The sequence below is a fragment of the Intestinibacillus sp. Marseille-P6563 genome (assembly GCF_900604335.1).
GTDB lineage: Bacteria > Bacillota > Clostridia > Oscillospirales > Butyricicoccaceae > Butyricicoccus_B.
The window spans coordinates 958,076-983,747 of record NZ_UWOD01000002.1; the positions used below are offsets into that span (position 1 = coordinate 958,076).

The window sequence follows — 25,672 nt, forward strand, 5'->3', positions numbered from 1 at the left end:
TTGGGGATTTTGGAGTGAGACTTCATCCATCTTTCCATTTCATTGGATAGAATTGTGCATTTTTTGAGTATTTCTGAGAACATTGCTTGCCAAAACACGCCAAATTTGCTATGATAAGATACATATGAACACAAAAAGCGGCACACTTTTGCTTTTGGATAAGGAAGGGGTAACGATCGATGGCACAGGATCAGCATCGCACAACGGGCCGCATCTTAGATATTCTTGAACACCTGTCGGTTTCGGAAGGTGGTATGACCCTGACAGAATTGTCGCAGACACTGGGAGCCCCCAAAAGCAGTCTGTTCCCCATTGTCCATACCTTAGAAGAACGCCGCTATTTGCAGCAGGACCTGCCTACCGGCCGGTATGCTCTGGGCGCAAGCTGTCTGGCACTGGGTGCTGCCTTCTCGGCAGAGCGTGGCATGGAGGATGTTTTCAAGGTCATGAAGCATGTGGTTGCGGTATGCCAGGAAACCTGTCAGTTTGGTATTTTGGACCAGGGCAATGTCCTGTATATTGGCAAAGAGGATTCCAAGCAGGCCATTCGGATGATCTCCTGGGTGGGCAACCGACTACCCGCCAACGCAACTGCGATTGGCAAGGCCCTGCTCAGCGGGCTTGGTGACGATGAGGTACAGGCTTTATATTCCCAGGGCCTTCCCCAACTGACCGAGCATACGATCTCGGATATGCAGCTTTTATTGTCCCAGCTGGATGCCATCCGCCGTGGCGGCATTGCGACAGAATGTGAAGAATCGACCGCACAGCTGGCGTGCTGGGCGGTACCGCTGCGGTTTCAAGGACAGGTCTTTGCTGCCCTGAGCGTATCGGTCCCTCTCTTCCGCTGTGCGGAAGAAAAAATCAATGAGGTTTGCCGCTGCCTGCGGGAAGCCCAAGCAGAAATTGAACATTTGACAGACATCCCGCACTTTCATTGACCTGGGATCTTGGCCCAGATCGGTTGTGAAACGGCGCCAACGGACTTCCATCTTCCGAATGGGAGTCCGTTTTTTTATGGCCGCATGAGTATGTCTTGAGTATTTTCCTGTGGCAAAAGCATGGTATGTGCGTTGTGTTTTTGTCAAATATAACAAAAACAGCGGATTTACGGTTTGACAAACTGTGAATTCGGTGCTATAATCAAAGCATAAATTCGTAATTAAGAACATTGTTCTTAATTACGAACATCAAACATTCGGAAGCTGTTCCGCCCGACTGTTCCAGAGTCCGGGCCTGGCTGCGGCAAATGGGCAAAACCCGCAGCGCCTTCCGAGCTTCGAGATTTTGAGGAATGCGAGAGGAGGATTTTTTTGAAAACAATCACTGATCTTATTAAAAATGTTCCGGTGCCCAAAATGGTGAAGATCCGGGAGGTATTCGACAACTCCCACATCGCCGAAGAGGACATTGCGGACACCGTACAAAAAGAACTGAGCCGTGACGCGCTCGGCGGACAGATCAAGCCCGGCATGCGCATTGCTATCACCTGCGGCAGCCGCGGCATCCATCACTACCAGCTGATGGCGCGTGCCATTGTCGATTTTGTTAAATCCAAGGGTGCTGAGCCGTTCATTGTAGCCGCCATGGGCAGCCACGGTGGCGCAACCGCCGAAGGCCAGACCCAGATCCTTGCCGACTATGGCATCACCGAGGAGAACATGGGCTGCCCCATCAAGAGCTCGATGGAAACCGTACAGGTCGGCCTGTCGGGTATCCGCAAGCAGCCGGTCTATGTGGATAAGTTCGCTGCTGAAGCGGACGGCATCATCCTGTTTAACCGCATCAAGCCGCACACCTCGTTCCGCGGCCGGTATGAAAGCGGTCTGATGAAGATGATGGCCATTGGTCTGGGCAAGCAGCACGGTGCGGAGAGCATCCATCACCAGAGCCCGGGGATCATGCACGAGCTGGTCGAAGAATACGGCCGCACGATTCTGGAAAACTGCCCCATTCTGGGCGGTATCGCCATCATCGAAAACGCTTACGACGAAACCTACCTCATCCGCGGCCTGACGCCCGATGAGATCATCACCGAAGAACCCAAGCTGCGCGACCTGTCCTATGAAACCATTGCACATCTGCTCTTTGACAAGTGCGATGTTCTGGTTGTGGACAAGATCGGCAAGAACATTTCGGGCGACGGCATGGACCCGAACATCTCCGGCCGTTTTGTACAGCCCAAGTACTGCTCGGGCGGCATCGATGCCGAGAAGGTCGTCATTCTGGACCTGACCGACGAGACCCATGGCAATGCACAGGGCATTGGCCTGGCTGAGGTCACCACCCGCCGGTTGTTCAATAAGATGAAGCTGGAAATGACCTATCCCACCGGCGTGACCAACACCTTCCTGCATCTGATGAAGATCCCCATGATTATGGACAACGACCGGGAAGCTTTGCAGCTGGCGCTGTGCTGCTGCCCGGATGCCGAGGATCAGAACAACATGAAGATGATCCGCATTCCCGACACCATGCACATTGAATACATCGAGATCTCGGAAGGTCTGTTGCCGCTGGCACAAGCCAATCCCAACATTGAGATCCTGTCCGAGCCTTACGACCTGCCCTTCGACGAAGAAGGCAACCTGTTCTGACAAACTTCCCGGAACCGGCAGGTCTCTGTGGGCAGGAGGACTGCCGTACCCCGGGTGTTTGAATACATCGTATGATTCACAAGATGAAAGGGGTAAAATGATATGACAAGTCCCGGTATACTGATTGGCGCTCTGATCGGCGCAATCGCCATTATTCTCGTCTGTATTATTGCACTCAAACTCAACGCTGCGATCGGCATGGTCATCGCCTGCCTGTTTATGGGTCTGGTTGGCGGCCTGGATCTGCTCACCACAGCTTCCACCATTTCGTCCGGTTTCGGCAGCATGATGACCAGCATCGGTCTTCCGGTTGGCTTTGGTACCATACTCGGCCAGCTAATGAGTGACAGCGGCGCCGCCTCTGTCATTGCTGACAAACTGGTATCGGCTTTCCCGGAAAAGCGCTCCATCTGGGGCCTGAGCATTGCCGGTTTTATTCTGTCCATTCCGGTATTCTTTGACGTAACCTTCATTATTTTGATCCCGATCGGCATCACGATTGCCTCCAAGATCAATCTGAAGATGTGCTATGTCACCGGCTGCCTGACCATCGGTGCAACCACCGCGCACTGCGTTGTTCCGCCGACGCCCAACCCGCTCGCAGCGGCTGACATCTTTGGCTTTGACCTGGGCATCATGCTCATCGTCGGCCTGGTCGTTGGTTTCATCACCGTTATGATCTCCAACTTCATCTACATCAAGATCCATGACCGTGGCATCTGGAACGATGAAAAGGACGTAAACCACAGCTCGAACGTAGCACAGGAACTGGTCGCTGCCCACAAGGCGCAGGACCCCAACAAGCCCATGCCCGGCATGTTCGCTTCTCTGCTGCCCATCATCATCCCGGTTATCTGCATTCTGTTCGGTACGCTGGGCGGCGCTCTGTTTGAAGAACCGCCGGTTATCTGCACCTTCCTCGGCGACAAGCTGATCGCCATGCTGCTCGGTACCCTGGGCGCTTATCTGGTCAGCCTGCCCTACATCGGCCGCGACAACTTTGAAAAGTCTGCTGGCGAAGCGCTCAAGAGCGCAGGCGTTGTTCTGCTCATCACCGGTGCGGGCGGTTCGTTCGCTTCGGTTATCACGGCGACCGGCATCGGTGACGTCATCGTTGGCCTGCTGGGCACCGACACCACTTCGGTCCTCCCGGCCATGTTCCTGGCATACGGCATCGGCATGATCTTCCGTGTGGCACAGGGTTCGGGTACGGTTGCTGGTATGACCTCCATGGGCATCATGGCGACCATTGCCCCGGCCATCGGCTGCCATCCGGTATGGATCGCACTGGCTTGCCTGTCGGGCGGTAACTCCATCGGCCACGTCAACGACTCCGGTTACTGGGTTGCGACCAACATGTCCGGCCTGACCGTGACCGGCGGTCTGAAGACCTACACCCTGGGTTCCTTTATCTCCTCGGTATGTATCTTCGTGCTGGCGATCATCGGCGCCCTGGTTATTCCGCTGTAATTGAAACAGCACACAAAGGAGCGAATCAACATGCGTAATGCCATGATCATCGATGGTAAGGACAATGTCGTCGTCGCCATCGAACCGATCTCCAAGGGGGACACGGTCACCTACCTGTGTGACGGTGCCGAACAGTCCCTTCCTGCTCTGGAGGATATCATCATCTATCACAAGCTGGCTGCCCACGATATTGCCAAGGGGGAACCTGTGGTAAAGTATGGGGAACATATCGGCGTAGCCACCTGTGACATCCGGGCCGGCGAGCATGTCCATGTGCACAACGTGGAAGGCCGCCGCGAAAACCTGGAAGAGAAAGAATAAGGAGGAACAGACATGACTTTTTATGGCTACCGTCGGCCGGATGGCCGCGTAGGCGTTCGCAACAAAGTGCTGATCCTGCCCGCCAGCGTCTGCGCCTCCGACACCACCCGCATCATTGCCCAGCAGGTGGTCGGTACGGTCACCTTCAGCAACCAGCTTGGTTGTTCGCAGGTGGCATCGGACCAGCAGTATACGATGGATGTCATGGCCGGTTATGCGGCCAACCCCAACGTATACGGCACGGTCGTCGTTTCCCTGGGCTGCGAAAACTGCCAGATGGATCTGGTGGTCAAAGCCATTCAGGAACGCACCAACAAGCCCATCCGGCAGGTCATCATTCAGGAGGCCGGCGGCACGATCAAGGCGGTCGACCAGGGCGTGCGCTACGCCAAGGAACTGGTCGAAGAAGCATCGCTCCTGCAAAAGGAAGAGTTCCCGATTTCGGAGCTGATCCTGGGCACCGAATGCGGCGGTTCTGACCCGACCAGCGGTCTGGCGGCCAATGTGCTCATCGGTGAACTGAGCGACCGTCTGGTTGCCGCAGGCGGTACTTCCATCCTGTCGGAAACCACCGAACTGATCGGTGCCGAACACATTCTGGCCCGCCGTGCGGCGAACAAGGAAGTCCATGACCGGATTTTCGAGATCGTTCACCGCTACGAAAAAGCGCTGCAGCTGGTCGGCGAGGAAGTGCGCGAGGGCAACCCCTCGCCCGGCAACAAGGCCGGCGGCATCACCACGCTCGAAGAGAAGTCGCTCGGCTGCATCCACAAGGGCGGTCATAGCCCGATCAATGCCGTGTACGATTATGCCAAGCAGGTCACGCCGAAAAGTGGCCTGGTCATTATGGACACGCCGGGCAATGACCCGTCGTCGGTTGCTGCGATGGTAGCAGGCGGCGCACAAGTTGTCGTCTTCTCGACTGGTCGGGGCTCCCCGACTGGCAACCCCATCGCGCCGGTCATCAAGATCACCGGCAACCGCATCACCTTCGCCAACATGGAGGACAACATCGACGTAGATGCTTCTCCGATCATCTATGGCGGGGACCTTAAGCAGCTGGGCGACGATCTGCTCAAGCTGATGGCCGATGTGGCCAGCGGCAAGCAGACCAAGGCCGAATCGCTGGGCTTTACCGAAATGGCCATTGCCCGCGTCTGCAACTTTGTATAACCATATAACTGCTCGCACTCTTGTGCCAGCTTTGCCGGGACAGCCTTTGGCTGTCCCGTGCTACCATACAAGATTTATGGGAGATGAATGATCCGATGAAAAAAAATTATGCCGTTATGGACGGCAATACGGCTGCGGCCCATGTGGCCTATGCGTTCACCGAAGTAGCAGCCATTTATCCGATCACCCCTTCTTCGCCGATGGCGGAAAAGGTGGATGAATGGTCGGCTAAGGGCCGTAAGAACCTGTTTGGCTCCACGGTGGATGTCATCCAGATGCAGTCGGAAGCCGGCGCAGCCGGTACCTGCCACGGCTCCTTGCAGGCGGGCGCTCTGACCACGACCTTTACGTCGTCCCAGGGCCTGATGCTGATGATCCCGGCCATGTACGCCATGGGCGGCCAGTTCCTGCCCAACGTTATGCACATCGCATCGCGCGTGGTCACTTCCAACCACCACTCGATCTTCGGCGACCACACCGACTTTATGACCTGCCGTACCACCGGTTATGCGATGCTCATGTCCTCCTCTCCTCAAGAGGCGATGGACCTGGGCGCGGTAGCGCATCTGTCGGCCATCCACGAAAAATATGCATTCATGCATTGCTTTGACGGATTCCGTACCTCCCACGAAATGCAGCGCATCGAAGCGCTGGATTATGAGGACCTGCGCGGCCTGGTCGATTACGAGGCCATCAAGGATTTCCGCCGGAATGCCCTCAACCCCGAACATCCGACCAACCGCGGCAACAACGTCAACCCGGACATCTACTTCCAGTGCAAGGAAGGCGCAAACGTCAAGAGCGCTTCGGTCCCGGCGACCGTCCAGCACTATATGGACAAGATCAGCGAACTGACCGGCCGCGATTATAAGCTCTTTAACTACTACGGCGCACCCGATGCCGAAGAAGTCGTTGTTGTCATGTGCTCGGCTTCCGAAGCTCTCAAGGAAACGGTCGATTACCTCAATGCCCATGGCCGCAAGGTCGGTATGGTGCAGATCCACCTGTACCGTCCGTTCTCGGTTCCGCATTTCTCGGCTGCCATCCCGGCAACCTGTAAGAAGATCGCAGTCCTCGACCGCTCCAAGGAAGTGGGCTCGGTCGGCGAACCGGTTTACCTGGACGTCTGCACGGCGCTCAACCAGGCAGGCCGCACCGACATCCAGATCGTTGGCGGCCGTTACGGTCTGTCCTCCAAGGACACCACCCCGGGCCAGCTGATCGCGGTTTACGACAACCTCCAGAAGGAAACCCCGAAGAACAGCTTCACCATCGGCATCAACGACGACGTGACCCATACCTCCCTCGACTACACGGAAGTGGAAATGGCACATCCGGGCCAGGTATCCTGCAAGCTGTGGGGTCTGGGCGGCGACGGCACGGTCGGCGCCAACAAAAATGCCATTACCACCATCGGCCTAACGGCCAATAAATATGCCCAAGCCTATTTCTCTTACGACTCCATGAAATCCGGCGGTTTGACCCAGTCGCACCTGCGCTTTGGTGATGAGCCGATCCGCTCGACCTATCTGGTCTCCGCCGCTGATTTCGTGGCCGTCCATGCACCCACCTATGTCAGCAAGTACGATACCACCGAGGACCTCAAGGAAGGCGGTATCTATCTGCTCAACTGCGCATGGAGCGTAGACGAACTGGAAACCCGTCTGCCGGCCAAGGTCAAGCGTGACCTTGCTCGCAAGCATGCTCAGTTCTACATCATCGACGCCGCTAAGCTGGCTGGCGAAATCGGTCTGGGCAAGCGTACCAACAGCATCCTCCAGGCAGCATTCTTTGCACTGACCAAGGTCATCCCGCTCGATGTTGCGGTCGAGGATATGAAGAAGAACAACTACAACTCCTACTTTAAGAAGGCTGGTCAGAAGATCGTTGACCTGAACAACCAGGCGGTTGATGTCGGTATCAGCGCCGCAGTCAAGGTCGATATCCCGGCAAGCTGGGCGGACGCCGTCGATGCTCCGGTTGCCGAAATTGAGGCTACTCCGTTTGTCAAGGACATCGTGCTCCCGATGGACCGCCAGCAGGGCGACAAGCTGCCGGTATCGGTCTTCCAGAAGCATGGCGTTCTGGACGGCACCTGGGAGAACGGCACTTCGGCTTACTCCAAGCGCGGCGTTGCTACCAAGGTACCCAAGTGGGACGGCAGCAAGTGCGCACAGTGCAACCGTTGTGCAGCTACCTGCCCGCATGCAGCCATCCGTCCGGTGCTGCTGACCGCCGAGGAGAAGGCTGGCGTACCGGCTTCCTTCGAGACCGTACCGGCCAAGGGTCTGGGCAAGGATGCACCGGCATACGAATACCGCGTGCAGATCTCGCCGTATGACTGCTTGGGCTGTGGCGTCTGCCTGACTGCTTGCCCGGTCGAAGGCGCACTGACCATGACTTCGTTCGAAGAAATGAAGCCCGAGCAGGAGAACTTCGACAAGGTTGCGATGAACGAAAAGTATCTGAAGCCGGACGTCATCAGCGACAAGAACATGAAGTCCATCCAGTTCTCCAAGCCGTACTTCCAGTTCTCGGCTGCTTGTGCAGGCTGTGCAGAAACCACCTACATCAAGCTGGTGAGCCAGCTGGTTGGCGACCATATGTACATCGGCAATGCCGCAGGCTGCTCGTCGGCATACAGCGGCGGCGCTCCCATCCTGCCGTACTGCAAGGACAACCGCGGCTTTGGCCCGGCTTGGGAACACTCCCTGTTTGAAGACAACGCCGAATTTGCCTTTGGTTTCTACCATGCGCAGGATTCCATCCGCAAGGAAATCCTGATTCGTCTGGAAGCACTCGAGCAGGCTGGCGTGGCTGTCGATGCCATCCAGGATTACACGGCAAACTGGAACGACCGGGAGAAGTCCCGCGCCGTTTCCGATGCCCTGATTGCAGCGCTTGAGAAGGCGGAAAAGACGGCGGATGTCGAATTCGTTCTGGACAACAAGGAATACCTGGCCAAGAAGTCGGTCTGGGCGATCGGCGGCGACGGCTGGGCTTACGATATCGGCTTTGGCGGTATCGACCATGTACTCGCACAAAATCAGGATGTTAACCTCCTGGTTCTGGATACCGAAGTATACTCCAACACCGGCGGACAGTCGTCCAAGGCGACCCCGGCCGCTGCGGTTGCGAAGTTTGCATCCGGCGGTAAGGAAATCGCCAAGAAGGATCTGGGCGCGATCTTCATGAACTATGGCTATGTGTATGTTGCACAGGTTGCCATTGGTTACGATCAGGCACAGACCCTCAAGGCCATCCGTGAGGCCGAGGCTTATCCGGGTCCGTCCATCATCATCGCGTACTGCCCGTGTCTGGAACAGCACATCAAGGCTGGTATGGGCTGCTCGCAGACCGAGATGAAGAAGGCCGTCGAATGCGGTTACTGGCAGCTGTATCGTTACGATCCGCGCCTGGTAGCCGAAGGCAAGAATCCGTTCCAGCTGGATTCGCCCGAACCGGACACCAGCAAGCTGATGGATTACCTCATGGGTGAAAACCGCTTCGCGTCGCTGAAGAACAACTTCCCGGCACGTGCGGATGCCCTGTATGAAAAGACCATAGCGGACGTCAAGGCGCGGTATGCAAAGTATCGCAAATTGGCGCAAGATCCTACCTAATATCTCCTAACTAAAATCTCTAAGCACAGACAAGGCTCCGGGACATCCCGGAGCCTTGTCTGTCTTTATTTTTTCATTATATGAAATCCTATCTGCTTTCTTATATCTTCTACATATTCCGCCTTTAAAATTTATTTAATATGTCATTTTTTCTTTTTATATCCTGTATTCATTTGACATTTTATACACCTTATGTTATAGTGCAAACATAAGGTATGCGCATGCTAGGACGTCGGTTAAAAAGATGGTTTTCATTAAGGAGGCTTTCTTATGAAAAAACTAATCAGCGCGATTCTCTCTTTTGCACTTTTGTGTTCTTTTGCGAGCCCAGCTTTTGCTGCAAGCGTTTCCGATTCTTCGCAAGTTTTGTCTGCTGCTGAAGTACAAACTCCTGAGGAAATCAAACAATTCCTTAAAAACTCACCTGATACCGTGGTTACCAATGAGTACGATGCTTTGAAGCAGCGCCAAGCTGAAGCCCGCGAACTTCTTCGCCAAAACTCTATTAATACAACGCAAGAAGAATATCAGGAAGCTGTTGATATTCTTGCAATCGACCCAGTGGCCATTTTTTATGAATTAAAAGAAAAAGGTGAACCCTATTTACGGGAACATGGATATTCGGAAACCCAAATCAATGCAATCCTAAATTTTGACGGCTCTGAAGATGCCATCTATCGGGCTTCTGCAACTGTTTCTGGGAATCTATCGATTTTAAGTCAAAGCACCGTTGGAACAACTCGTAAATTTACTGCTAAGTACACATTTGCCTGGAATGGAGCCGTTAGCTTTTCGTACAAACACTTAACTGCCATTAATTCTGAACTATTTTATTTAATAGAAGGATCTTCCAAAAATGATGCGTTATTATACTATGACTCTACTGCGACAAGCACCGTTCGAAGCACTTACGCACCTGTCGTAAGAATGCAAAAGTGTAATGGTCATGGTGCCGGTGTTGACATCGATCACAGTATTACAGTAGGTACAACCACACAAACGGTGTATAACATTGATTCTGGCTACATGATTGCTGAATTTGACAATCTGAACGGTGACCGACAGACTGGTATTTCTGGTCTATATGTAGTGAGTTCGGTTCAAGTTTCCCCCAGTTTGAGTGCTACTCTTCAATATCGAAACGCAAGTGCTAGCCTTTCTTTTGATTTAAAGTTTGGCCAAACAGAATATGGACGCAGGGAAACGACTGTAAGATTTTCATCTTAAAAGGCGCTCTATATGAAAAAATTAAAATTCTGGCTTATCACGCTTCTCATTTTGCTGGCGGTACCCTTGGGGAATATTGTATTCCAGAGGCTTTTTACCAACCCGCAGGCGAGTTATGGTGCCAATCATGAAATCGGGCTTTCCATGCTGTATTCCAATCTTGTGACGGTCGGCTGTACAGCCGTCATCCTTTATCATCTAAAATTCCACAAATAGCAAACTCCCCGCTTTTCTTTCGATAAGCGGGGAGTTTTTTTATGCTGTAAATCTTACTTCTTCAGGTTGAACCAAGCATCGCGGCCCAGGTACTGTGCTACATCGCCCAGTTCCTCTTCGATGCGGAGCAGCTGATTGTACTTTGCAACACGGTCGGTACGGCTCGGTGCACCGGTCTTGATCTGGCCAGCGTTCAGTGCAACAGCCAGGTCTGCGATGGTAGCATCCTCGGTTTCGCCCGAACGATGCGATACAACTGCTGTGTAACCAGCGCGGTTTGCCATCTGGATAGCGTCCAGAGTCTCGGTCAGAGAACCGATCTGGTTTACCTTGATCAGGATGGAGTTTGCAACGCCCAGGTCGATGCCCTTCTTCAGACGGGTTACGTTGGTTACGAACAGATCGTCGCCAACCAGCTGGATCTTGTCGCCCAGAGCCTTGGTCAGCATATCCCAGCCTTCCCAGTCCTCTTCGGCCATGCCGTCTTCCAGAGAGATGATCGGATACTTCTCAGCGAAGTTCTTCCACATGTTAACCAGCTGCTTCTGGGTCATCTTCTTGCCAGACTTCGGCTGGATGTAGCACTTCTCTTCGTCGTTCCACCATTCGGAGGAAGCAGCGTCGATGGCGATCATGAAGTCTTCGCCCGGCTTGTAGCCAGCTTCTTCGATTGCCTGAACGATAACCTTCAGAGCATCCTCATCCTTCTTCAGGTTCGGAGCATAGCCGCCTTCGTCGCCGACGCCAGCAGCCGGAGTGCCATTTTCCTTCAGGGTCTTCTTGAGGGTGTGGAATACCTCAGCGCAACGGCGCAGAGCTTCGCGGAAGGACGGAGCCGATACCGGCATGATCATGAATTCCTGAATTTCTACGTTGTTGGTTGCATGTGCGCCACCGTTCAGGATGTTCATCATCGGAACCGGCAGGGTCTTCGCATTGCAGCCGCCGATGTAGTTGTACAGCGGCAGGCCCAGTGCTTCTGCAGCAGCCTTTGCAACTGCCAGCGATACGCCCAGGATTGCGTTTGCGCCCAGCTTGGTCTTGTTCGGGGTGCCGTCGAGTGCGATCATTGCCTTGTCGATCGCCTGCTGGTCGAGTGCGTTCATGCCGATGATCTCTTCTGCGATCTCGCCATTGACAGCGTCAACTGCCTTCAGAACGCCCTTGCCCATGTAACGGTCCTTGTCGCCGTCACGCAGTTCGCAAGCTTCGAAAATACCGGTGGAAGCGCCAGACGGAACCGCTGCACGGCCCATATATGCGCCAGTGTCTGCCTCAACATAAACCTCAACTTCAACGGTCGGGTTGCCACGGGAGTCCATGACTTCGCGGCCGATCACGTCAACGATCTCAATATAACCCTTCATACTAACCTTCTCCTTTACAAACAAATTATATAGTCAGACAGAAATTCTGTCTTACTTCACAAGCAGGCTCTTGCCGGTCATCTCTTCCGGCTTGTCCAGACCGAGCAGTTCGAGCATGGTCGGTGCCAGGTCAGCCAGCACGCCGCCCTCTGCCAGGGCCTTGATGTTGTCGCGGCCAACCAGCGCCAGCGGTACCGGGCTGGTCGAGTGCGCGGTGAACGGGGTTACGCCGTCATCCTCGAGCATGCGGTCGGCATTGCCATGGTCCGCGGTGATGAGCGCGGTGCCACCCTTGGCGAGCAGAGCGTCCACGACCTTGCCGACACAGGTGTCCACGGTTTCGACTGCCTTGACGGCTGCATCGAACACACCGGTGTGACCAACCATATCGCAGTTGGCGTAATTGAGGATGATGACATCATATTTATCCGACTCAATGCGCTTGAGCACTTCATCGGTGACTTCGGGCGCCGACATCTCGGGCTTTAAGTCATAAGTTGCAACCGACGGCGACTTGATGAGCGCGCGGTCTTCATTCTTGTATTCCTTTTCAACGCCGCCGTTGAAGAAGAACGTAACATGCGCGTACTTCTCGGTTTCGGCGATGCGCAGCTGGGTCAGACCCTTTTCGGCGATGTATTCGCCGAAGGTATTGGTCAGGCTCTGCGGCTTGAAGGCCACTTCGACGTTCGGCATGGTCGCGTCGTACTGGGTCATGCAGACGAACTTGACCGGCAGGTTGCCCTGTTCGCGGAAGAAGCCGTCGAAGTCCGGGTCAACGATCGCGCGGGTGATTTCACGCGCACGGTCGGGACGGAAGTTTGCAAAGATGACCGCATCGTCCTTTTGGACATTGGCACCCGGGGTCACGATAACCGGCTCGATAAATTCGTCGGTCACGTCCGCTTCGTAGCTGTTCAGGACGGCCTGTACGGCGTCCTCATAAACCGGAGCCTCGCCCAGAACGATGGCGTCATAAGCGCGCTCCAGACGATCCCAACGCTTGTCGCGGTCCATTGCATAGTAACGGCCCGAAATGGTCGAAATGCAGCCAACGCCCAGTTCCTTGATCTTATCCAGGAGCTTCTTGACATATTCCACGCCCGAAGTCGGCGGGGTGTCACGGCCGTCCATGAAGCAATGAACGCAAACCTTGGTCAGGCCCTTTCTCTTGGCCAGTTCGAGCAGAGCGCAGATGTGATCGATGTGGGAATGTACGCCGCCATCGCTCATCAGGCCAAAGATGTGCAGGGTGGAATTAAACCACAGGCACTGGTCAACGGCATGCTGGAATGCTTCGTTTTCAAAGAAATCACCGTCTTCAATCGACTTGGTGATGCGAGTCAGTTCCTGGTAAACAATGCGGCCAGCGCCAATGTTGGTATGGCCGACTTCGGAGTTGCCCATCTGGCCGTTCGGCAGGCCGACATCCATACCGGATGCGCCAATGAGGGTGTGCGGGCACTCGCTGAAGATCTTATCCAGACGCGGGGTCTTTGCCGCGTGGATGGCATTGCCAGCGTCGCTGTCCCGATGGCCAAAGCCATCCAGAATGATGAGGGCCAGCGGCTGCTTGGCAGCTGTCTTAGTCGTGGTACGGCGGGTACGCTTTGCCGCCGGTTTCTTTTCGGTGGTGGGTTCTTTTTCCGCGGTCTTGCGGGTGGTGGTCCGGCGGGTACGCTTTGCCGCCGGCTTCTCGGCGGTCTTGACCGCATCGGTTGCGGCTTCCGCCGGTTCCGCAGCCTGTACTGCGGAGGTGGACAGGACCGCTGCATCTGCTACAGCCTTGGTCGCGGCCTTGGCTTTGGATGCTGCGATGATGTCCTCCTGCTTGATCTTTCTCATAATTTCCAACTCTCCTCTGCCTGTAAAAAAGGGGGATAAGCGTATTGGCTCCTCCCCCTCCTACTCCGGTCGGCGCCGGGAAGCGCCGGTTTAGTTCTGATTTGCTGCCTCTACGATTGCCGCAAAGTCCGGAGCCTTCAGGGACGCGCCGCCGATCAGGCCGCCGTCTACATCGGGCTGTGCCAGCAGTTCTGCTGCATTCTTTGCGTTCATCGAACCGCCATACTGAATGGTGATGGCACGAGCTGCACGTGCGCCGTACAGTTCGCGCAGGCAATCGCGGATCTTCGCACATACTTCGCCGGCCTGCTCGCTGGTTGCAGTCTTACCGGTGCCGATTGCCCAGATGGGCTCATATGCGATAACAACCTTCTTGATATCCTCTACGGCAACGCCCTGCAGAGCGATCTTGACCTGCTTGCGGATGACTTCCATGGTAACATCCTGCTCGCGCTCGGTCAGGCTTTCGCCAACGCACAGAATCGGACGCAGGCCGTTTTCGATGGCAACCTTGACCTTCTTGTTGCAGTTCTCGTCGGTCTCGTTGAAGTACTGACGGCGCTCGGAGTGGCCGATGATCACGTACTTGACGCCCAGCTCCTTGAGCATGTCGGCCGAGATTTCTCCGGTGAAAGCGCCGGACTTCTCAAAGTGCATGTTCTCTGCGCCAATGGCGATCTTGGAGCCCTTTGCAGCCTTTACAGCAGCCTGGATATCGGTAAACGGTACGCAAAGAACCATTTCGCACCACTTGGTCTTGGAAAGCAGCGGCTTCATTTCTTCGATCAGAGCCTTTGCCTCGCTCGGCGTTTTGTTCATCTTCCAGTTACCAGCAATAATGGTCTTGCGATATCTGCGATTCATGTTAATATACCCCTTTCAGTATTTACGATTCTATTTGTTCTCGTAAATGTATGTATTTATACGGGTTTGCCCCGCAATCAAGCGATTTTCATCCGGGCGGGACTTTCGCCCGGATGAAAAACAATTTCTTACTTGTCGTTCAGGCAAGCGATGCCCGGCAGTTCCAGACCTTCCAGGAACTCGAGCGAAGCGCCGCCGCCGGTGGAGATGTGAGTCATCTTGTCGGCAAAGCCCAGCTTTTCAACCGCTGCTGCCGAGTCGCCGCCACCGATGATGGAAACAGCGTTCGAAGATGCGATAGCCTTGGCAACAGCCTTGGTGCCAACTGCGAAAGCGTCAAATTCGAATACGCCCATGGGGCCGTTCCAAACAACCGTACCAGCATCCTTCACGGCATTGGAGAACAGTTCGATGGTCTTCGGACCGATGTCCAGACCCATCATGTTGTCCGGCAGTTCGCCTGCGCCGTAAACAACCGGCTCTGCATCGGCTGCAAAGTGGTCTGCGCAAACATTGTCGATCGGCAGCAGGAGCTTAACGCCCTTTTCTTCTGCCTTCTTGACCAGACCGTTGGCCAGATCGAGCTTATCTTCTTCGCACAGAGAGGTACCGATCTTGCCGCCCTGCGCCTTCATGAAGGTGTAAGCCATGCCGCCACCGATGATGATGGTGTCGCACTTTTCGATCAGGTTGTTGATAACGCCGATCTTATCGGAAACCTTTGCGCCGCCCAGGATGGCAACGAACGGACGGGCCGGATTTGCCAGCGCCTTGCCCATGATGGAGATTTCCTTGTTGATGAGGTAACCGCAAACAGCCGGCAGGTAGTCGGCAATACCAGCGGTAGAAGCATGGGCACGGTGTGCGGTGCCGAATGCATCGTTAACATAGATGTCAGCCATGTCAGCGAAAGCCTTAGCCAGTGCCGGATCGTTCTTGGTTTCGCCCTTTTCAAAGCGAACATTCTCGAGCATGACGGCTTCGCCCGGCTTTACTTCAGCAGCCAGACGCTTTGCGTCTTCGCCAACAACGTCCTTCGCCAGCTTGATCTGCTTGCCCAGCAGCTCGCCCAGACGCTCTGCAACCGGCGCCAGCGAATACTTCATGTTGACTTCGCCCTTCGGGCGGCCCAGATGCGAGCACAGGATCACAGCAGCGTTGTGCTCGAGCAGATACTTGATGGTCGGCAGCGCAGCTACGATACGCTTGTCGTCTGTGATGCGGCCGGTTTCATCCTGCGGCACATTGAAGTCGCAACGGACAATGACCTTCTTACCGCTTACGTCGATGTCTTCCACGTTCTTCTTGTTGTAATCCATATTAACTCTCCTTTGGGACAGAATATTTTTATCAAAACCAACTCTAAACCATGCGATTCGGGGATGAATCTCCCGGAATCTGCACTTCCTTCTTCCTAAGACAGCATTATACTTGTTTTACCACTAACAATCAATAGAATTTTCGAAAAATATCGCAAAAAATCCGCGCTTTGGCGATTATTTTATTTTGTGGGGCCGGAAAAAATAAATTTCTGGTGATATTTGCCCTAGCGCAGCGCCTGCGGGTGTGCTTTTTCTCCGTGCAGACTAGCTTTCGCGCGGTTCGCCGTAGTACATGACAGCCAGTGCCTGCGGGCCGGTGTTGGTCAGCACCGACACGCCGATCGGCCAGCGTTCCACCGCAGCAAATCCCATCTCAAGCAGCTTTTTTTCCAGTTCTTCGATCCGGTTTTGGGGCACGTCGCCATAGAGTAGACCGGCGATCTGGGTCTCCGGACTGACCACCCGCTTGCGGACAAAATCCACCATTGCCGGGACCAGATTTTTCTCTCCGCGCGCCTTGCCGCACACGGTCACACCGCCTGCATACACATGGCTGATGGGCTTGATGCCCAGCGCTTCGCCGACAAAGGCAGCGCCGCCCGAGATGCGCCCGGATTTTTTGAGGAATTTGAGCGAATATACGCCCAAAGCCCCCTCACTGCGCTGAAGGCGCGAACGGACCACACCCAGAATCGCGTCAAAGCTGTCGCCACCATCGCGCATTTTGGCCGCATCCAGAATGATTCGCCCGTAAATCATCGAATAGCTTTCCGAATCGATCACTTCAATGCGCATGGCCTGGCCGTATTCCTCGTAAAACATATCCCGCGCGACGCAGGCCGACTGAAAACAGCCCGAGCCTTTGCCATTCATGATAATGCCCAGCGCATGGGTATAACCGGCTTCGTGCATCTGGCGGTAGTGCTCCAAAAACTGTACCGGTGTGATCTGCGCGGTCACGGGGATTTCGTCGGTACTGCCGAGCAGTTTGCAGTATTCTTCCGGGGTGATGTCATAGTGTTCCCGGAAGGTGCGTCCCTCATGCGTGATCTGCACCGGCAGAATGTCGATTTGATATTTTACAGCCAGTTCTCGCGGGATATCGCAGGCCGAATCGGCAAAAATATAGATCTTTTCCATCCTTCTTCTCCTTGCTGCCTGTTACAGCGCCGGCCCGAGATCGGCCGGAAAACGGCCGGCTTCTTCGAGGCCTTTGAACCCGGTCTGCCGCAGCGCTTCAAACACAGTCACGGCCACCGAATTGGATAAATTGAGGCTGCGTGCTCCTTCCCGCATGGGGATACGCAGACAGCGCTCCGGATGCTGGGTGAGCAGGTCTTCGGGCAGGCCGCGGGTTTCCTTACCGAACATCAGATAAGAGCCATCGGCAAACGATGCTTCGGTGTAGGCGCGCGGCGCTTTGGTAGTCAGATAGTAATAGGGTCCTGCGGGATTTTTCTCAAAAAAATCCGCTAGGTTTTTATAATACCGGATGTCCAGCAAATGCCAGTAATCCAGACCGGCGCGTTTGAGCTGCCGGTCGTCAATCGAAAACCCGAGCGGTTCCACCAGATGAAGCACCGAACCGGTCGCGGCACAGGTGCGCGCGATGTTGCCGGTGTTCTGCGGGATCTCGGGTTCGACCAAAACGATATGGAACATAACAATCCTCTTTTTTTACGAAGTACGCTTTTATTTTATGAGATTTTACGTGATTTTTCAAGGACTTTATATCCTTTTGCGCAAAAAAACATCCCCCAATCCGGAAAAATCGGGGGATATTTGAAAAAAGGTCAGTCCATTTGGGCGTACACGCCGTAAACATAGCCTTCGGTTTGGGCCTGCTCGTCGGTGAGCACTTCGCCAGTCAGTTGCCGGCCGCTTCCGGAATCCGGGTAAATCACCGCCAGCTTGCCGGTGTGCAGGGTCATGGTTTGGGTCTGCTGTGCGCCATCGGTGAACGTGACCGTGACGGTCAGTTTGGCGCCTTCGAAGGTATCGATCCGGCTGTGCCATGCTTCCCGCAGGTCGGCGGTTTCCTCCATTTGCTCAGGCGCTGCCCAGAATCCATAGCTGGTGTCCGGGTCATAGAGTTCCTCAAAGCCGTTTTCCAGCTTCCAGCAAACATCGGCACACCATTGCATCTCGTCCTCGGTATCGCCCAGGCCATACGGCATCACCACATCGGCGCCCTCCAAGCGGGGGTCTGAAATGGCGTCCGCAGCCGCCGCAGCCGAACTTTTGCCATCCCGCAGGGCGGCATCGGCCGCCGATGCCATCTGGTAATAGGCATCTGGATCGAAATCGGTCAGGGTTTTGGTGCGATAAAGCGCCCCTTGATCGATGGATGCGCTGACTGTCGCAATGTTGTCCCCGGTCACCCGGAACAGACAGCCGGAAAAAAAGCCTTGCTCCGAATCATCCACGCCTGCGCCATCGGCAAACACGATGGTGCTGTTTTTCGGTTCCATGGTTTCGCCGGTATCGGCCGCATACGCCACCAGACCAAACGTATGGCTGACCGCCACTCCGCCTGCGCTGTCCGGTGTCTGGGTTCGGATTGCCGCACCGCCTGCCAAAATGCCAAACGCACAGGCGGCTGCCAAAATGCGTTTCATCCCACGAAACCGCGGTGCTTTTGCTGCATCAGACGCCGGGTTTTGCCGCGCCTGATGCGCTGCCCAAAGGGTGCGCGTCCGCAGCGATTCGGGCGCCTGCATCTTCTGTAAATCGCTCAGTCGTTTGGTTTGTTTCATCGTCATCGCCCTCCAAAATCTCTTTGAGTTGTTTGCGTGCCCGGTGCAGCCGGGTGCGTACGGTCGCTGGCCGGCAGCCGGTGATGTGCGCGATCTCCTCGGTACCATAGCCTTCCACATAATGCAGATAGACCGGCGTGCGCAGCCGTGCGGGCAGGCTCGCCACCGCCTGCCACAGCGCGGTATAGTCCTCGTCTTCCGGCGCTGCCGCATCCGGAAGAGCCTCCAGCGGTGCCGTGCGTTTGAACCAGGCCGCGCGCCGCAGATCGTTGCACCGGCTGGCGGTCACCCGCAGCAGCCAGGCTTTGAGGTGCTCGTCATCGGCAAACGCAGTCGTGTCGCGCAGCAGCCGCAAAAAGACATCCTGATACACATCCTCGGCGTCGGCCCGGGAACCCAGGCGGCACAACGCCAGGCGGTATACCGCATCCCCGCACAGCTTCATCGCCCGCAGCAAAAATGCGTCGGTGCGCTGCGAAGTATCCTCCATGCTGTCCCTCCTCCTTTCTGCAAACAACACGATTGAGGGCGCTCGATTGTTCCCGGAAAACAGAAAAAAACGCGCCCGCAGGCGCGTTTTTTATTATGCGAAAAATTCCCGGGTCTGCCGCACATTTTCGGCAATGGCGGCCTTGAGTGCGTCGACCGACTCGAACGCCTGCTCCGGACGCAGGAACTTATGCAGCTCGACATGGATGAACTGCCCATACAGGTCGCCGTCAAAGTCGAGCAGATGCGGTTCAATGGTCGGCCCACCGCCATCGACAAAGGTGGGCTTGACACCGATATTGGTCGCCGCCAGATAGGACTGGTCGCCGACGACCACACGGGTGGCATACACGCCATACGGCGGCAACGCCATCTCTTCCGGCAGCGCGAGATTGACCGTCGGCACGCCCAGCGTGCGGGTGCCAACCTTGCGTCCATGTTCGACAATGCCGGAAATCGTATAGGGATGGCCCAAAAATTCGGTAGCCCGTTCCATATCCCCCTGCCGGATGAGCTGCCGGATGTAGGTGGACGAAACGACGACACCGTCGATCTTCACGTCCTGGATGCAGTCATAACCGATGCCGGCTTTGCGGCATTCTTCGGCCATGCCTTCCGCGGTTCCCAGGCCCTTATACCCAAAGCGGTTGTTGTGGCCCGAGATGATGTATTTGGCATGAAATTTACCAATCAGCAGCTTGTGGATAAAATCACGCCAATCCATGGTGCGCAATTCGGTGAAGTGGCCGAAAATAACTTCATCCACGCCGCCCAGCCGTTTGATCTCATCGGCACGGCCCGCATGAGCGGTCAGCATGGGCACCGGGACGCCCGACATGACCGAACTGGGATGCTGGTCAAAGGTGAACACCGACGAGATGCCGCCGATGTCTTTTGCCCGCAAAATAGCCCGTTCCATCAGAGCCTGATGGCCGCGATGTACCCCGTCAAAATATCCAAGCGCGATGGCGCGCGGTCGGTTTTCGATATGCATTGGGTCTTTCCCCCTGTATTTCTTACCGGAAATTTTTATACACAAATAATCCTACGCCGCCTTTGTCCAGCGTGCGCACCTGGCCGAGCATGCGGAACTGGTCCCCCTCGTATACCCGCACGAGCATGTCCGGCGTTTCGGGCAGGCCCTTTGCCTGACGCGGGAATACCACTGCCCCGCGCGCCGCGCGTTCGCCGCCCTCGGCGGTCAAATACACGGCCGGATGCTCGAGAAACAGGCTGTCGGTCGGCCGCAAAAGCGACTGCATCTGGCCGGCTTCCATCGCCCGCTCGACCGCGGCAAAGTCCGTGGTCTCCTCGAGCGCATACGCGCCCGACCGCGTGCGCACCAGACTGTGCATGGCTGCCCAGGTGCCAAGTCTTTCACCCAGGTCGTTGACCAGCGTGCGCACATAGGTGCCCTTGCTGGCTACCACGCGGAAGGTACCGCGCTGCGCGGCCTCGTCAAAGTCCAGCAGCTCGATCTCCGGCACCACGATCTCGCGCGTCGGGCGCTCGACCTCCTGTCTCTTGCGGGCCAGGTCGTACAGCTTGCGGCCGCCGACCTTGACCGCCGAATACATGGGCGGCAGCTGCTGCTGCACGCCCTGGAACCCGGCCAGCGCCTGCCGCACGGCGGCGATATCCACCCGCTTGTCCGAAGTATGCAGGGTCTGTCCGGTGGTATCCTGAGTGTCAGTGGCCAGGCCCAGCGTGAACCCGGCCACATATTCCTTGTCCTGCGCGGCCGCAAAATCGGCCGCTTTGGTCGCCCCGCCTACAAAGACGGGCAGCACACCGGTCGCCATGGGGTCGAGCGTGCCGCCGTGACCGATGCGGCGGGTCTTTAAGATGCCCCGCAGCTTGGCTACCACGTCGTGTGATGTGAAGCCCTGGGGCTTGTTCATCAGTAAAATCCCGTTTAGCGTCTGTTGTTCCATCGTCTGCCCTCAAAGGCTGCTCTGCTGGTAGACTTCCTTGGTGGCCAGCAGCAGACGCTGCTTGGCCTGCATCATGTCCACTCCAGCCGGGAAAGATGCACCACCCGCGCGCAGATGGCCGCCGCCGCCGCATTTGCTGCAAATGGCCGAAGCGTCCACTTCCTTGGTCGTGCGCACCGATGCTTTGATGGTGCCATCCTTGTTTTCGGTCAGGGTGATGCCGACCTGCACGCCTTCGATCTGGCGGGTGAGCGACGCGATCGAGTCCAAATCGTCCATGTCTGCGCCGGTGCGGTCGATGTCCGCCCGCCACAGAAGGGCCAGCGCGACCTTGCGGTCCATGGCAAACTCCATGGTGTCGAAAATGATGCGCTCCATCTCAAACCGCGGCCAGCTCTTGACTTCAAAGAGCGCGCGATTGATTTCGCCCCCATCGATGCCGGCTTCCAGACAGTCGGCCGCCACGCGCAGCGTGTGCGGCACGGTGTTGGAGAATTTAAAGCAGCCGGTATCGGTCGAGATGGCGATATAGATGCACCGCGCGATGTCGCGCGTAAGCGTCACGCCCAGTGCCTTGAGTACGTCGTAGATGACCTCGGCACAGCCGCCCGCCTGGGGACGGATGAGGTTGTGCTTGCCGATGCCGGGGTTAGAGCGGTGATGGTCGAGCGCAAGGTCGATCTTGCCGATATACCCCTGCGCATTGTCGGAAAATAGGTTGGTGTCCGCGATGTCGGTGGTCACGACAAAAGCAGGCACAAAGCCTTCCGGCGGGTAGCAGGGTACGATGAGCGATTCATACCGCTTGGTGATCTCGGGGTTTTCCAGCACATAAGCGTTCTTGCCCAGCTGCCGCAGGCCGCGGCACAGCGCGCCCGCGCAGCCGGTCGTGTCGCCGTCCGGCCGGCGATGGGACAGAATGAGAATATCGTCCGCCTGCCGCAGCAGGGCGGCGGCTTCGGCTACGGTGACGTTCATGCTTCGTCCTCCCCGCTGCCCATCTTGCCTTCGCGCTCGAGTCCGTGGATGACCTGAGAGATGTGTGCGCCGTGGGTGATGGACTCGTCCAGTTCAAAGACCAGCTCGGGCGCATAGCGCAGCTGGACCTTGTGGCCAACTTCCCGGCGCAGCCAGCCGGACGCGGATTTCAAGCCCTTCATCACGTCCTTGGCCTGTTCGGGGGTGCCGAGCACCGAAATATAAACCTTGGCATAGCGCAGGTCGTTGGTCACTTCGCAATGGGTGACCGAAACCAGGCCGTTTTGCACACGCGGGTCCTTGACCGCGCGCAGCGCTTCGGCCAGCGCGCGCATGACCTCTTCGGAAATGCGGGTGATGCGATTGCTTGCCATATGGATTGACCTCCTTTTCGGGGGAATACAAAACAGGGCGGGCGACAGGCCCGCCCTGTGAGTGAATACGTTCTTTATCCCGGAATTTCTTCCATAACAAAGGCTTCGAATACGTCGCCTTCCTTGATGTCGTTGAAGTTTTCAAAGCCGCAGCCGCACTCATAGCCGGATGCAACTTCCTTGACGTCGTCCTTGAAGCGCTTGAGCGAGGACAGCACGCCCTCGTGGATGACGATGCCGTCGCGCACGATGCGCACCTGCGCATGGCGCTGGATCTTGCCGTCCTGCACGTAGCAGCCTGCGATGGTGCCCACACCGGATACGCGGAAGGTGGTGCGCACTTCGGCATGGCCGAGCACAGCCTCGCGGAACTTGGGTGCGAGCATGCCCTTCATAGCCTGCTCCATCTCCTCGATGCAGTCGTAGATGACGCGGTACATGCGCATGTCGACGCCCTGCTGGGCTGCCGAATCGGTCGCCGTACGGTCGGGACGAACGTTAAAGCCAACGATGATCGCGCCCGAAGCCGCGGCCAGCATAACGTCGGATTCGTTGATCGCGCCAACTGCGCCGTGGATGACCTTGACGCGCACTTCTTCGTTGGACAGCTTTTCCAGGCTGGCGCGGATGGCCTCGACCGAACCCTGTACGTCGGCCTTGACGATGATGTTCAGTTCCTTCATCTCGCCTTCCTGGATGGACTGGAACAGGTTGTCGAGCGTAACCTTGTGGAAAGCCTTGTTGCGCTCTTCCTTTTCCTTCTCCTTACGCTGTTCGACCAGCTGACGGGCCATCTTCTCGTCGTCGACCGCGTAGAAGATGTCGCCTGCGCCCGGCACTTCAGCCAGACCGATGATCTCGACCGGAACCGACGGGCCTGCGGACTTGATCTTGCGACCGTCGTCGTCGGTCATCGCGCGGACACGGCCGACCGCCGTACCGGCGATGATGCTGTCGCCCGTGTGCAGGGTACCGTTCTGGACCAGAACGGTCGCAACCGGGCCGCGGCCCTTGTCGAGCTTGGCTTCGATGACCGTACCCTTGGCCTGACGGTTGGGGTTGGCCTTGAGGTCGGCGACCTCGGCGGTCAGCAGGACCATTTCGAGCAGGTTTTCGATGCCCTGGCCGTACTTAGCCGAAATGTTGCAGACGATCGTGTCGCCGCCCCATTCTTCGGGCACGAGTTCATACTCGGTCAGCTGCTGCAAAATGCGCTCGGGATTCGCGCCGTCTTTATCGATCTTGTTGACGGCCACGATGATCGGCACATTGGCTGCCTTGGCGTGGTTGATGGCTTCGATAGTCTGCGGCATGATGCCGTCGTCGGCTGCCACGACCAGAATCGCGATATCGGTAACCTGTGCGCCGCGGGCACGCATGGACGTAAATGCCGCATGGCCCGGGGTGTCGAGGAAGGTGATCGGCTTGCCGCCAACCTTGACGCGGTATGCACCGATGTGCTGGGTAATGCCGCCGGCTTCGCCTTCGGTGACCTTGGTCTTACGGATGGCGTCGAGCAGCGAGGTCTTACCATGGTCAACGTGACCCATAACCACAACGACCGGGTCGCGGGGCTGCAGGTTCTCTTCCTTGTCCTCGGATTCGTCAAACAGCTTTTCCTCGATGGTGACATGCACTTCGCGCTCGACCTTGGCGCCCATTTCTTCGGCAACGATGGCCGCGGTGTCAAAGTCGATGGTCTGGGAGATGGACGCCATGACGCCCAGCTTCATCAGTTCCTTGATGACGTCGGCTGCGGTGCGCTTCATGCGCTGCGCGAACTCGCCGACATTGATCTCATCCGGGATGGAGACCTTAAGCTGTACCTTCTTGGCCATCTGCTGCTGGCGCTGCAGGCGCTTCATCTTCTCCTGCTCCTCCTGACGGCGCTTGGAGCCATACTGCTGGCGCGCACGCTGGTCGGACTTCTTGGTCAGCTTCTGCTTCTTCTGGCCGCTCGACTGCATACGTTCAGCCTTTTCGGAAACCAGAGAATCGATACGCTCGTCGTACTTGGCCAGGTTGACGTCGCCGCCGCCACGGGTATCGATGCGGTGGACCTGCTTGACGCGGGACGAACGCGGCGCTTCCTTCTTTTCTTCTTTGCTTTCGCCTTCGTCCGCCTTGGGCGCAGCTTCCTTGACCGGAGCGGCTTCCTTCTTGCCGCCTGCCGGGGCTGCCTGCTGGGAACCCAGCACGCGCTCCAAATCATCTACCTGATGATTTTGCGTAAAATACTCAAAAATAATACTCAGTTCGTGATCGTCCAAAACCTGCATATGATTTTTGGGCGCTTTTGCGTACTTGGTGAGGATGTCGGTCACTTCCTTGGTCGACCGGCCGAAATCCTTCGCCACTTCATGGACTCTATACTTGTTATCAATCGCCATTGGCGCTCACCTCCTGATGATGATTGGTGCGGGGCCAAAGCCTCGCAAAAGGCGGAAAAAGTCGTTATTTCTTCTTTTTCCCCTTGCGGCGGTCAATGCGCGCCTTTTTTTCCGAAACACGCGCGGCGGCCGCCTTGTTTTGGGCGCTGGTATCGGCCAATTTGCCTGCCAGAGCCGCGGCCATGCCCATATCGCTTATGGCGCAGACCACACATCCGGGCACGCCGATCGCATTGCCCAGCGTTTCCCGCGTGCAGGGCATGGAGAACACCGGAACACGCGCATCGTGCCGCATGACCTTGCGGCGCGTGGCATCGCCCGCGTCCTCGGCCAGAAAGATGGCCCGGCATTTTCCGGCCATCACCATTTCGCCCACCTGTTCTTCGCCGCAGGCCAGCTTGCCGGCGCGGCGGGACAGGCCCAAAAGCCCGAGCACCGGATTAGTTTCCATGGTTTTCTTCCTCCATGCGCTGCTCCAGGGCTTCATAAACCGTGTCGGGCACGGTCATCTCGAACGCCCGCTCGATGGCGCGCGCCTTGCGCGCTTTTTTCAGGCATTCGAGGTTCGGGCAGAGATACGCGCCGCGGCCGGGCGCCTTGCCCTTAAAATCGAGCGACAATTCGCCTTCGGGCGAACGCACCACACGGATGAGTTCCCGCTTGGGAAACATGGTGCGGCACCCTAGGCATTGCCGCATGGGGATTTTTCGTTTCTGCATGGGTGAT

Annotated in this window: 23 protein-coding genes; 8 read left to right on the plus strand and 15 right to left on the minus strand. The window is 56.4% G+C overall.

What is annotated here, in order from left to right; translation table 11 throughout:
- Positions 1–179 precede the first annotated feature (179 nt).
- The 8 genes from EFB11_RS12830 (at position 180) to EFB11_RS16915 (ending at position 10,627) form a co-directional block, all read left to right on the plus strand.
- Positions 180–941 (plus strand): IclR family transcriptional regulator, encoded by a 762-nt coding sequence (locus tag EFB11_RS12830; protein ID WP_122790581.1) that lies wholly within the window; start codon positions 180–182, stop codon positions 939–941.
- A 372-nt stretch (positions 942–1,313) separates the two neighbouring features.
- Positions 1,314–2,597: a lactate racemase domain-containing protein gene (locus tag EFB11_RS12835; protein ID WP_122790582.1), complete on the plus strand. Its 1,284-nt coding sequence runs from the start codon at positions 1,314–1,316 to the stop codon at positions 2,595–2,597.
- Positions 2,598–2,699: 102 nt separating this feature from the next.
- The gene (locus EFB11_RS12840) at positions 2,700–4,067 is read left to right on the plus strand and encodes a GntP family permease (RefSeq protein ID WP_122790583.1); all 1,368 of its coding nucleotides are present in this window, start codon (positions 2,700–2,702) and stop codon (positions 4,065–4,067) included.
- A 30-nt stretch (positions 4,068–4,097) separates the two neighbouring features.
- Positions 4,098–4,388: a UxaA family hydrolase gene (locus EFB11_RS12845; protein WP_122790584.1), complete on the plus strand. Its 291-nt coding sequence runs from the start codon at positions 4,098–4,100 to the stop codon at positions 4,386–4,388.
- A gap of 12 nt (positions 4,389–4,400) precedes the next feature.
- Positions 4,401–5,561 (plus strand): UxaA family hydrolase, encoded by a 1,161-nt coding sequence (locus tag EFB11_RS12850; RefSeq protein ID WP_122790585.1) that lies wholly within the window; start codon positions 4,401–4,403, stop codon positions 5,559–5,561.
- Positions 5,562–5,656: 95 nt separating this feature from the next.
- Positions 5,657–9,184: a pyruvate:ferredoxin (flavodoxin) oxidoreductase gene (nifJ, locus tag EFB11_RS12855; RefSeq protein WP_122790586.1), complete on the plus strand. Its 3,528-nt coding sequence runs from the start codon at positions 5,657–5,659 to the stop codon at positions 9,182–9,184.
- Positions 9,185–9,454: 270 nt separating this feature from the next.
- Positions 9,455–10,411 (plus strand): hypothetical protein, encoded by a 957-nt coding sequence (locus EFB11_RS12860; protein WP_122790587.1) that lies wholly within the window; start codon positions 9,455–9,457, stop codon positions 10,409–10,411.
- 12 nt (positions 10,412–10,423) lie between these two features.
- Positions 10,424–10,627 carry a hypothetical protein gene (locus EFB11_RS16915; RefSeq protein ID WP_164706770.1) on the plus strand — a complete coding sequence of 68 codons (204 nt, stop codon included), beginning with the start codon at positions 10,424–10,426 and terminating at the stop codon, positions 10,625–10,627.
- A gap of 53 nt (positions 10,628–10,680) precedes the next feature.
- Here EFB11_RS16915 and eno read toward each other — a convergent pair whose 3' ends face one another.
- The 15 genes from eno to rnpM form a co-directional block, all read right to left on the minus strand.
- Positions 10,681–11,994 (minus strand): phosphopyruvate hydratase, encoded by a 1,314-nt coding sequence (gene eno, locus EFB11_RS12865; protein ID WP_122790588.1) that lies wholly within the window; start codon positions 11,992–11,994, stop codon positions 10,681–10,683.
- A gap of 51 nt (positions 11,995–12,045) precedes the next feature.
- Positions 12,046–13,839 (minus strand): 2,3-bisphosphoglycerate-independent phosphoglycerate mutase, encoded by a 1,794-nt coding sequence (gene gpmI, locus EFB11_RS12870; RefSeq protein WP_122790589.1) that lies wholly within the window; start codon positions 13,837–13,839, stop codon positions 12,046–12,048.
- Positions 13,840–13,929: 90 nt separating this feature from the next.
- Positions 13,930–14,703 (minus strand): triose-phosphate isomerase, encoded by a 774-nt coding sequence (gene tpiA / locus EFB11_RS12875; protein ID WP_122790590.1) that lies wholly within the window; start codon positions 14,701–14,703, stop codon positions 13,930–13,932.
- 128 nt (positions 14,704–14,831) lie between these two features.
- Positions 14,832–16,022, minus strand: a complete 1,191-nt coding sequence (locus EFB11_RS12880; protein ID WP_122790591.1) for a phosphoglycerate kinase — start codon at positions 16,020–16,022, stop codon at positions 14,832–14,834.
- A gap of 267 nt (positions 16,023–16,289) precedes the next feature.
- Positions 16,290–17,165 carry a DegV family protein gene (locus EFB11_RS12885; protein WP_122790592.1) on the minus strand — a complete coding sequence of 292 codons (876 nt, stop codon included), beginning with the start codon at positions 17,163–17,165 and terminating at the stop codon, positions 16,290–16,292.
- A 21-nt stretch (positions 17,166–17,186) separates the two neighbouring features.
- Positions 17,187–17,687, minus strand: a complete 501-nt coding sequence (gene trmL / locus EFB11_RS12890; protein ID WP_206424190.1) for a tRNA (uridine(34)/cytosine(34)/5-carboxymethylaminomethyluridine(34)-2'-O)-methyltransferase TrmL — start codon at positions 17,685–17,687, stop codon at positions 17,187–17,189.
- A 131-nt stretch (positions 17,688–17,818) separates the two neighbouring features.
- A complete protein-coding gene (locus EFB11_RS12895; protein WP_164706771.1) occupies positions 17,819–18,781 on the minus strand; it encodes a hypothetical protein in 963 nt (320 codons plus the stop codon).
- On the minus strand, positions 18,672–19,271 hold the full coding sequence (locus tag EFB11_RS12900) for an RNA polymerase sigma factor (protein WP_122790595.1): 600 nt from the start codon (positions 19,269–19,271) through the stop codon (positions 18,672–18,674). Before EFB11_RS12900 ends, EFB11_RS12895 begins: the two co-directional genes overlap by 110 nt.
- Positions 19,272–19,364: 93 nt before the next feature.
- Entirely contained in the window at positions 19,365–20,264 is a 900-nt protein-coding gene (gene ribF / locus EFB11_RS12905; protein WP_122790596.1) for a riboflavin biosynthesis protein RibF, read from the minus strand.
- A 22-nt stretch (positions 20,265–20,286) separates the two neighbouring features.
- The gene (truB, locus tag EFB11_RS12910) at positions 20,287–21,204 is read right to left on the minus strand and encodes a tRNA pseudouridine(55) synthase TruB (RefSeq protein ID WP_122790597.1); all 918 of its coding nucleotides are present in this window, start codon (positions 21,202–21,204) and stop codon (positions 20,287–20,289) included.
- 9 nt (positions 21,205–21,213) lie between these two features.
- Positions 21,214–22,182: a DHH family phosphoesterase gene (locus EFB11_RS12915; protein WP_122790598.1), complete on the minus strand. Its 969-nt coding sequence runs from the start codon at positions 22,180–22,182 to the stop codon at positions 21,214–21,216.
- Positions 22,179–22,556, minus strand: coding sequence for a 30S ribosome-binding factor RbfA (gene rbfA / locus EFB11_RS12920; protein ID WP_122790599.1), 378 nt, complete (start codon positions 22,554–22,556; stop codon positions 22,179–22,181). The genes EFB11_RS12915 and rbfA overlap by 4 nt, the downstream gene beginning before the upstream one ends.
- Before the next feature lie 74 nt (positions 22,557–22,630).
- On the minus strand, positions 22,631–24,946 hold the full coding sequence (gene infB / locus EFB11_RS12925; RefSeq protein ID WP_122790600.1) for a translation initiation factor IF-2: 2,316 nt from the start codon (positions 24,944–24,946) through the stop codon (positions 22,631–22,633).
- Between the two features lie 64 nt (positions 24,947–25,010).
- Positions 25,011–25,397 carry a L7Ae/L30e/S12e/Gadd45 family ribosomal protein gene (locus EFB11_RS12930; RefSeq protein WP_164706772.1) on the minus strand — a complete coding sequence of 129 codons (387 nt, stop codon included), beginning with the start codon at positions 25,395–25,397 and terminating at the stop codon, positions 25,011–25,013.
- Complete coding sequence (gene rnpM / locus EFB11_RS12935) at positions 25,387–25,665, minus strand: RNase P modulator RnpM (RefSeq protein ID WP_122790602.1); 279 nt, start codon at positions 25,663–25,665, stop codon at positions 25,387–25,389. The genes EFB11_RS12930 and rnpM overlap by 11 nt, the downstream gene beginning before the upstream one ends.
- Between the last annotated feature and the right edge of the window lie 7 nt (positions 25,666–25,672).

Bases quoted from the DNA above. Each gene is read 5' to 3' on its own strand.
- EFB11_RS12830 (WP_122790581.1), top strand. From the start codon at position 180: ATGGCACAGGATCAGCATCGCACAACGGGCCGCATCTTAGATATTCTT.
- EFB11_RS12840 (WP_122790583.1), top strand. From the start codon at position 2,700: ATGACAAGTCCCGGTATACTGATTGGCGCTCTGATCGGCGCAATCGCC.
- EFB11_RS12845 (WP_122790584.1), top strand. From the start codon at position 4,098: ATGCGTAATGCCATGATCATCGATGGTAAGGACAATGTCGTCGTCGCC.
- EFB11_RS12850 (WP_122790585.1), top strand. From the start codon at position 4,401: ATGACTTTTTATGGCTACCGTCGGCCGGATGGCCGCGTAGGCGTTCGC.
- nifJ (WP_122790586.1), top strand. From the start codon at position 5,657: ATGAAAAAAAATTATGCCGTTATGGACGGCAATACGGCTGCGGCCCAT.
- EFB11_RS12860 (WP_122790587.1), top strand. From the start codon at position 9,455: ATGAAAAAACTAATCAGCGCGATTCTCTCTTTTGCACTTTTGTGTTCT.
- EFB11_RS16915 (WP_164706770.1), top strand. From the start codon at position 10,424: ATGAAAAAATTAAAATTCTGGCTTATCACGCTTCTCATTTTGCTGGCG.
- eno (WP_122790588.1), bottom strand. From the start codon at position 11,994: ATGAAGGGTTATATTGAGATCGTTGACGTGATCGGCCGCGAAGTCATG.
- gpmI (WP_122790589.1), bottom strand. From the start codon at position 13,839: ATGAGAAAGATCAAGCAGGAGGACATCATCGCAGCATCCAAAGCCAAG.
- tpiA (WP_122790590.1), bottom strand. From the start codon at position 14,703: ATGAATCGCAGATATCGCAAGACCATTATTGCTGGTAACTGGAAGATG.
- EFB11_RS12880 (WP_122790591.1), bottom strand. From the start codon at position 16,022: ATGGATTACAACAAGAAGAACGTGGAAGACATCGACGTAAGCGGTAAG.
- EFB11_RS12885 (WP_122790592.1), bottom strand. From the start codon at position 17,165: ATGGAAAAGATCTATATTTTTGCCGATTCGGCCTGCGATATCCCGCGA.
- trmL (WP_206424190.1), bottom strand. From the start codon at position 17,687: ATGTTCCATATCGTTTTGGTCGAACCCGAGATCCCGCAGAACACCGGC.
- EFB11_RS12895 (WP_164706771.1), bottom strand. From the start codon at position 18,781: ATGAAACAAACCAAACGACTGAGCGATTTACAGAAGATGCAGGCGCCC.
- EFB11_RS12900 (WP_122790595.1), bottom strand. From the start codon at position 19,271: ATGGAGGATACTTCGCAGCGCACCGACGCATTTTTGCTGCGGGCGATG.
- ribF (WP_122790596.1), bottom strand. From the start codon at position 20,264: ATGCATATCGAAAACCGACCGCGCGCCATCGCGCTTGGATATTTTGAC.
- truB (WP_122790597.1), bottom strand. From the start codon at position 21,204: ATGGAACAACAGACGCTAAACGGGATTTTACTGATGAACAAGCCCCAG.
- EFB11_RS12915 (WP_122790598.1), bottom strand. From the start codon at position 22,182: ATGAACGTCACCGTAGCCGAAGCCGCCGCCCTGCTGCGGCAGGCGGAC.
- rbfA (WP_122790599.1), bottom strand. From the start codon at position 22,556: ATGGCAAGCAATCGCATCACCCGCATTTCCGAAGAGGTCATGCGCGCG.
- infB (WP_122790600.1), bottom strand. From the start codon at position 24,946: ATGGCGATTGATAACAAGTATAGAGTCCATGAAGTGGCGAAGGATTTC.
- EFB11_RS12930 (WP_164706772.1), bottom strand. From the start codon at position 25,397: ATGGAAACTAATCCGGTGCTCGGGCTTTTGGGCCTGTCCCGCCGCGCC.
- rnpM (WP_122790602.1), bottom strand. From the start codon at position 25,665: ATGCAGAAACGAAAAATCCCCATGCGGCAATGCCTAGGGTGCCGCACC.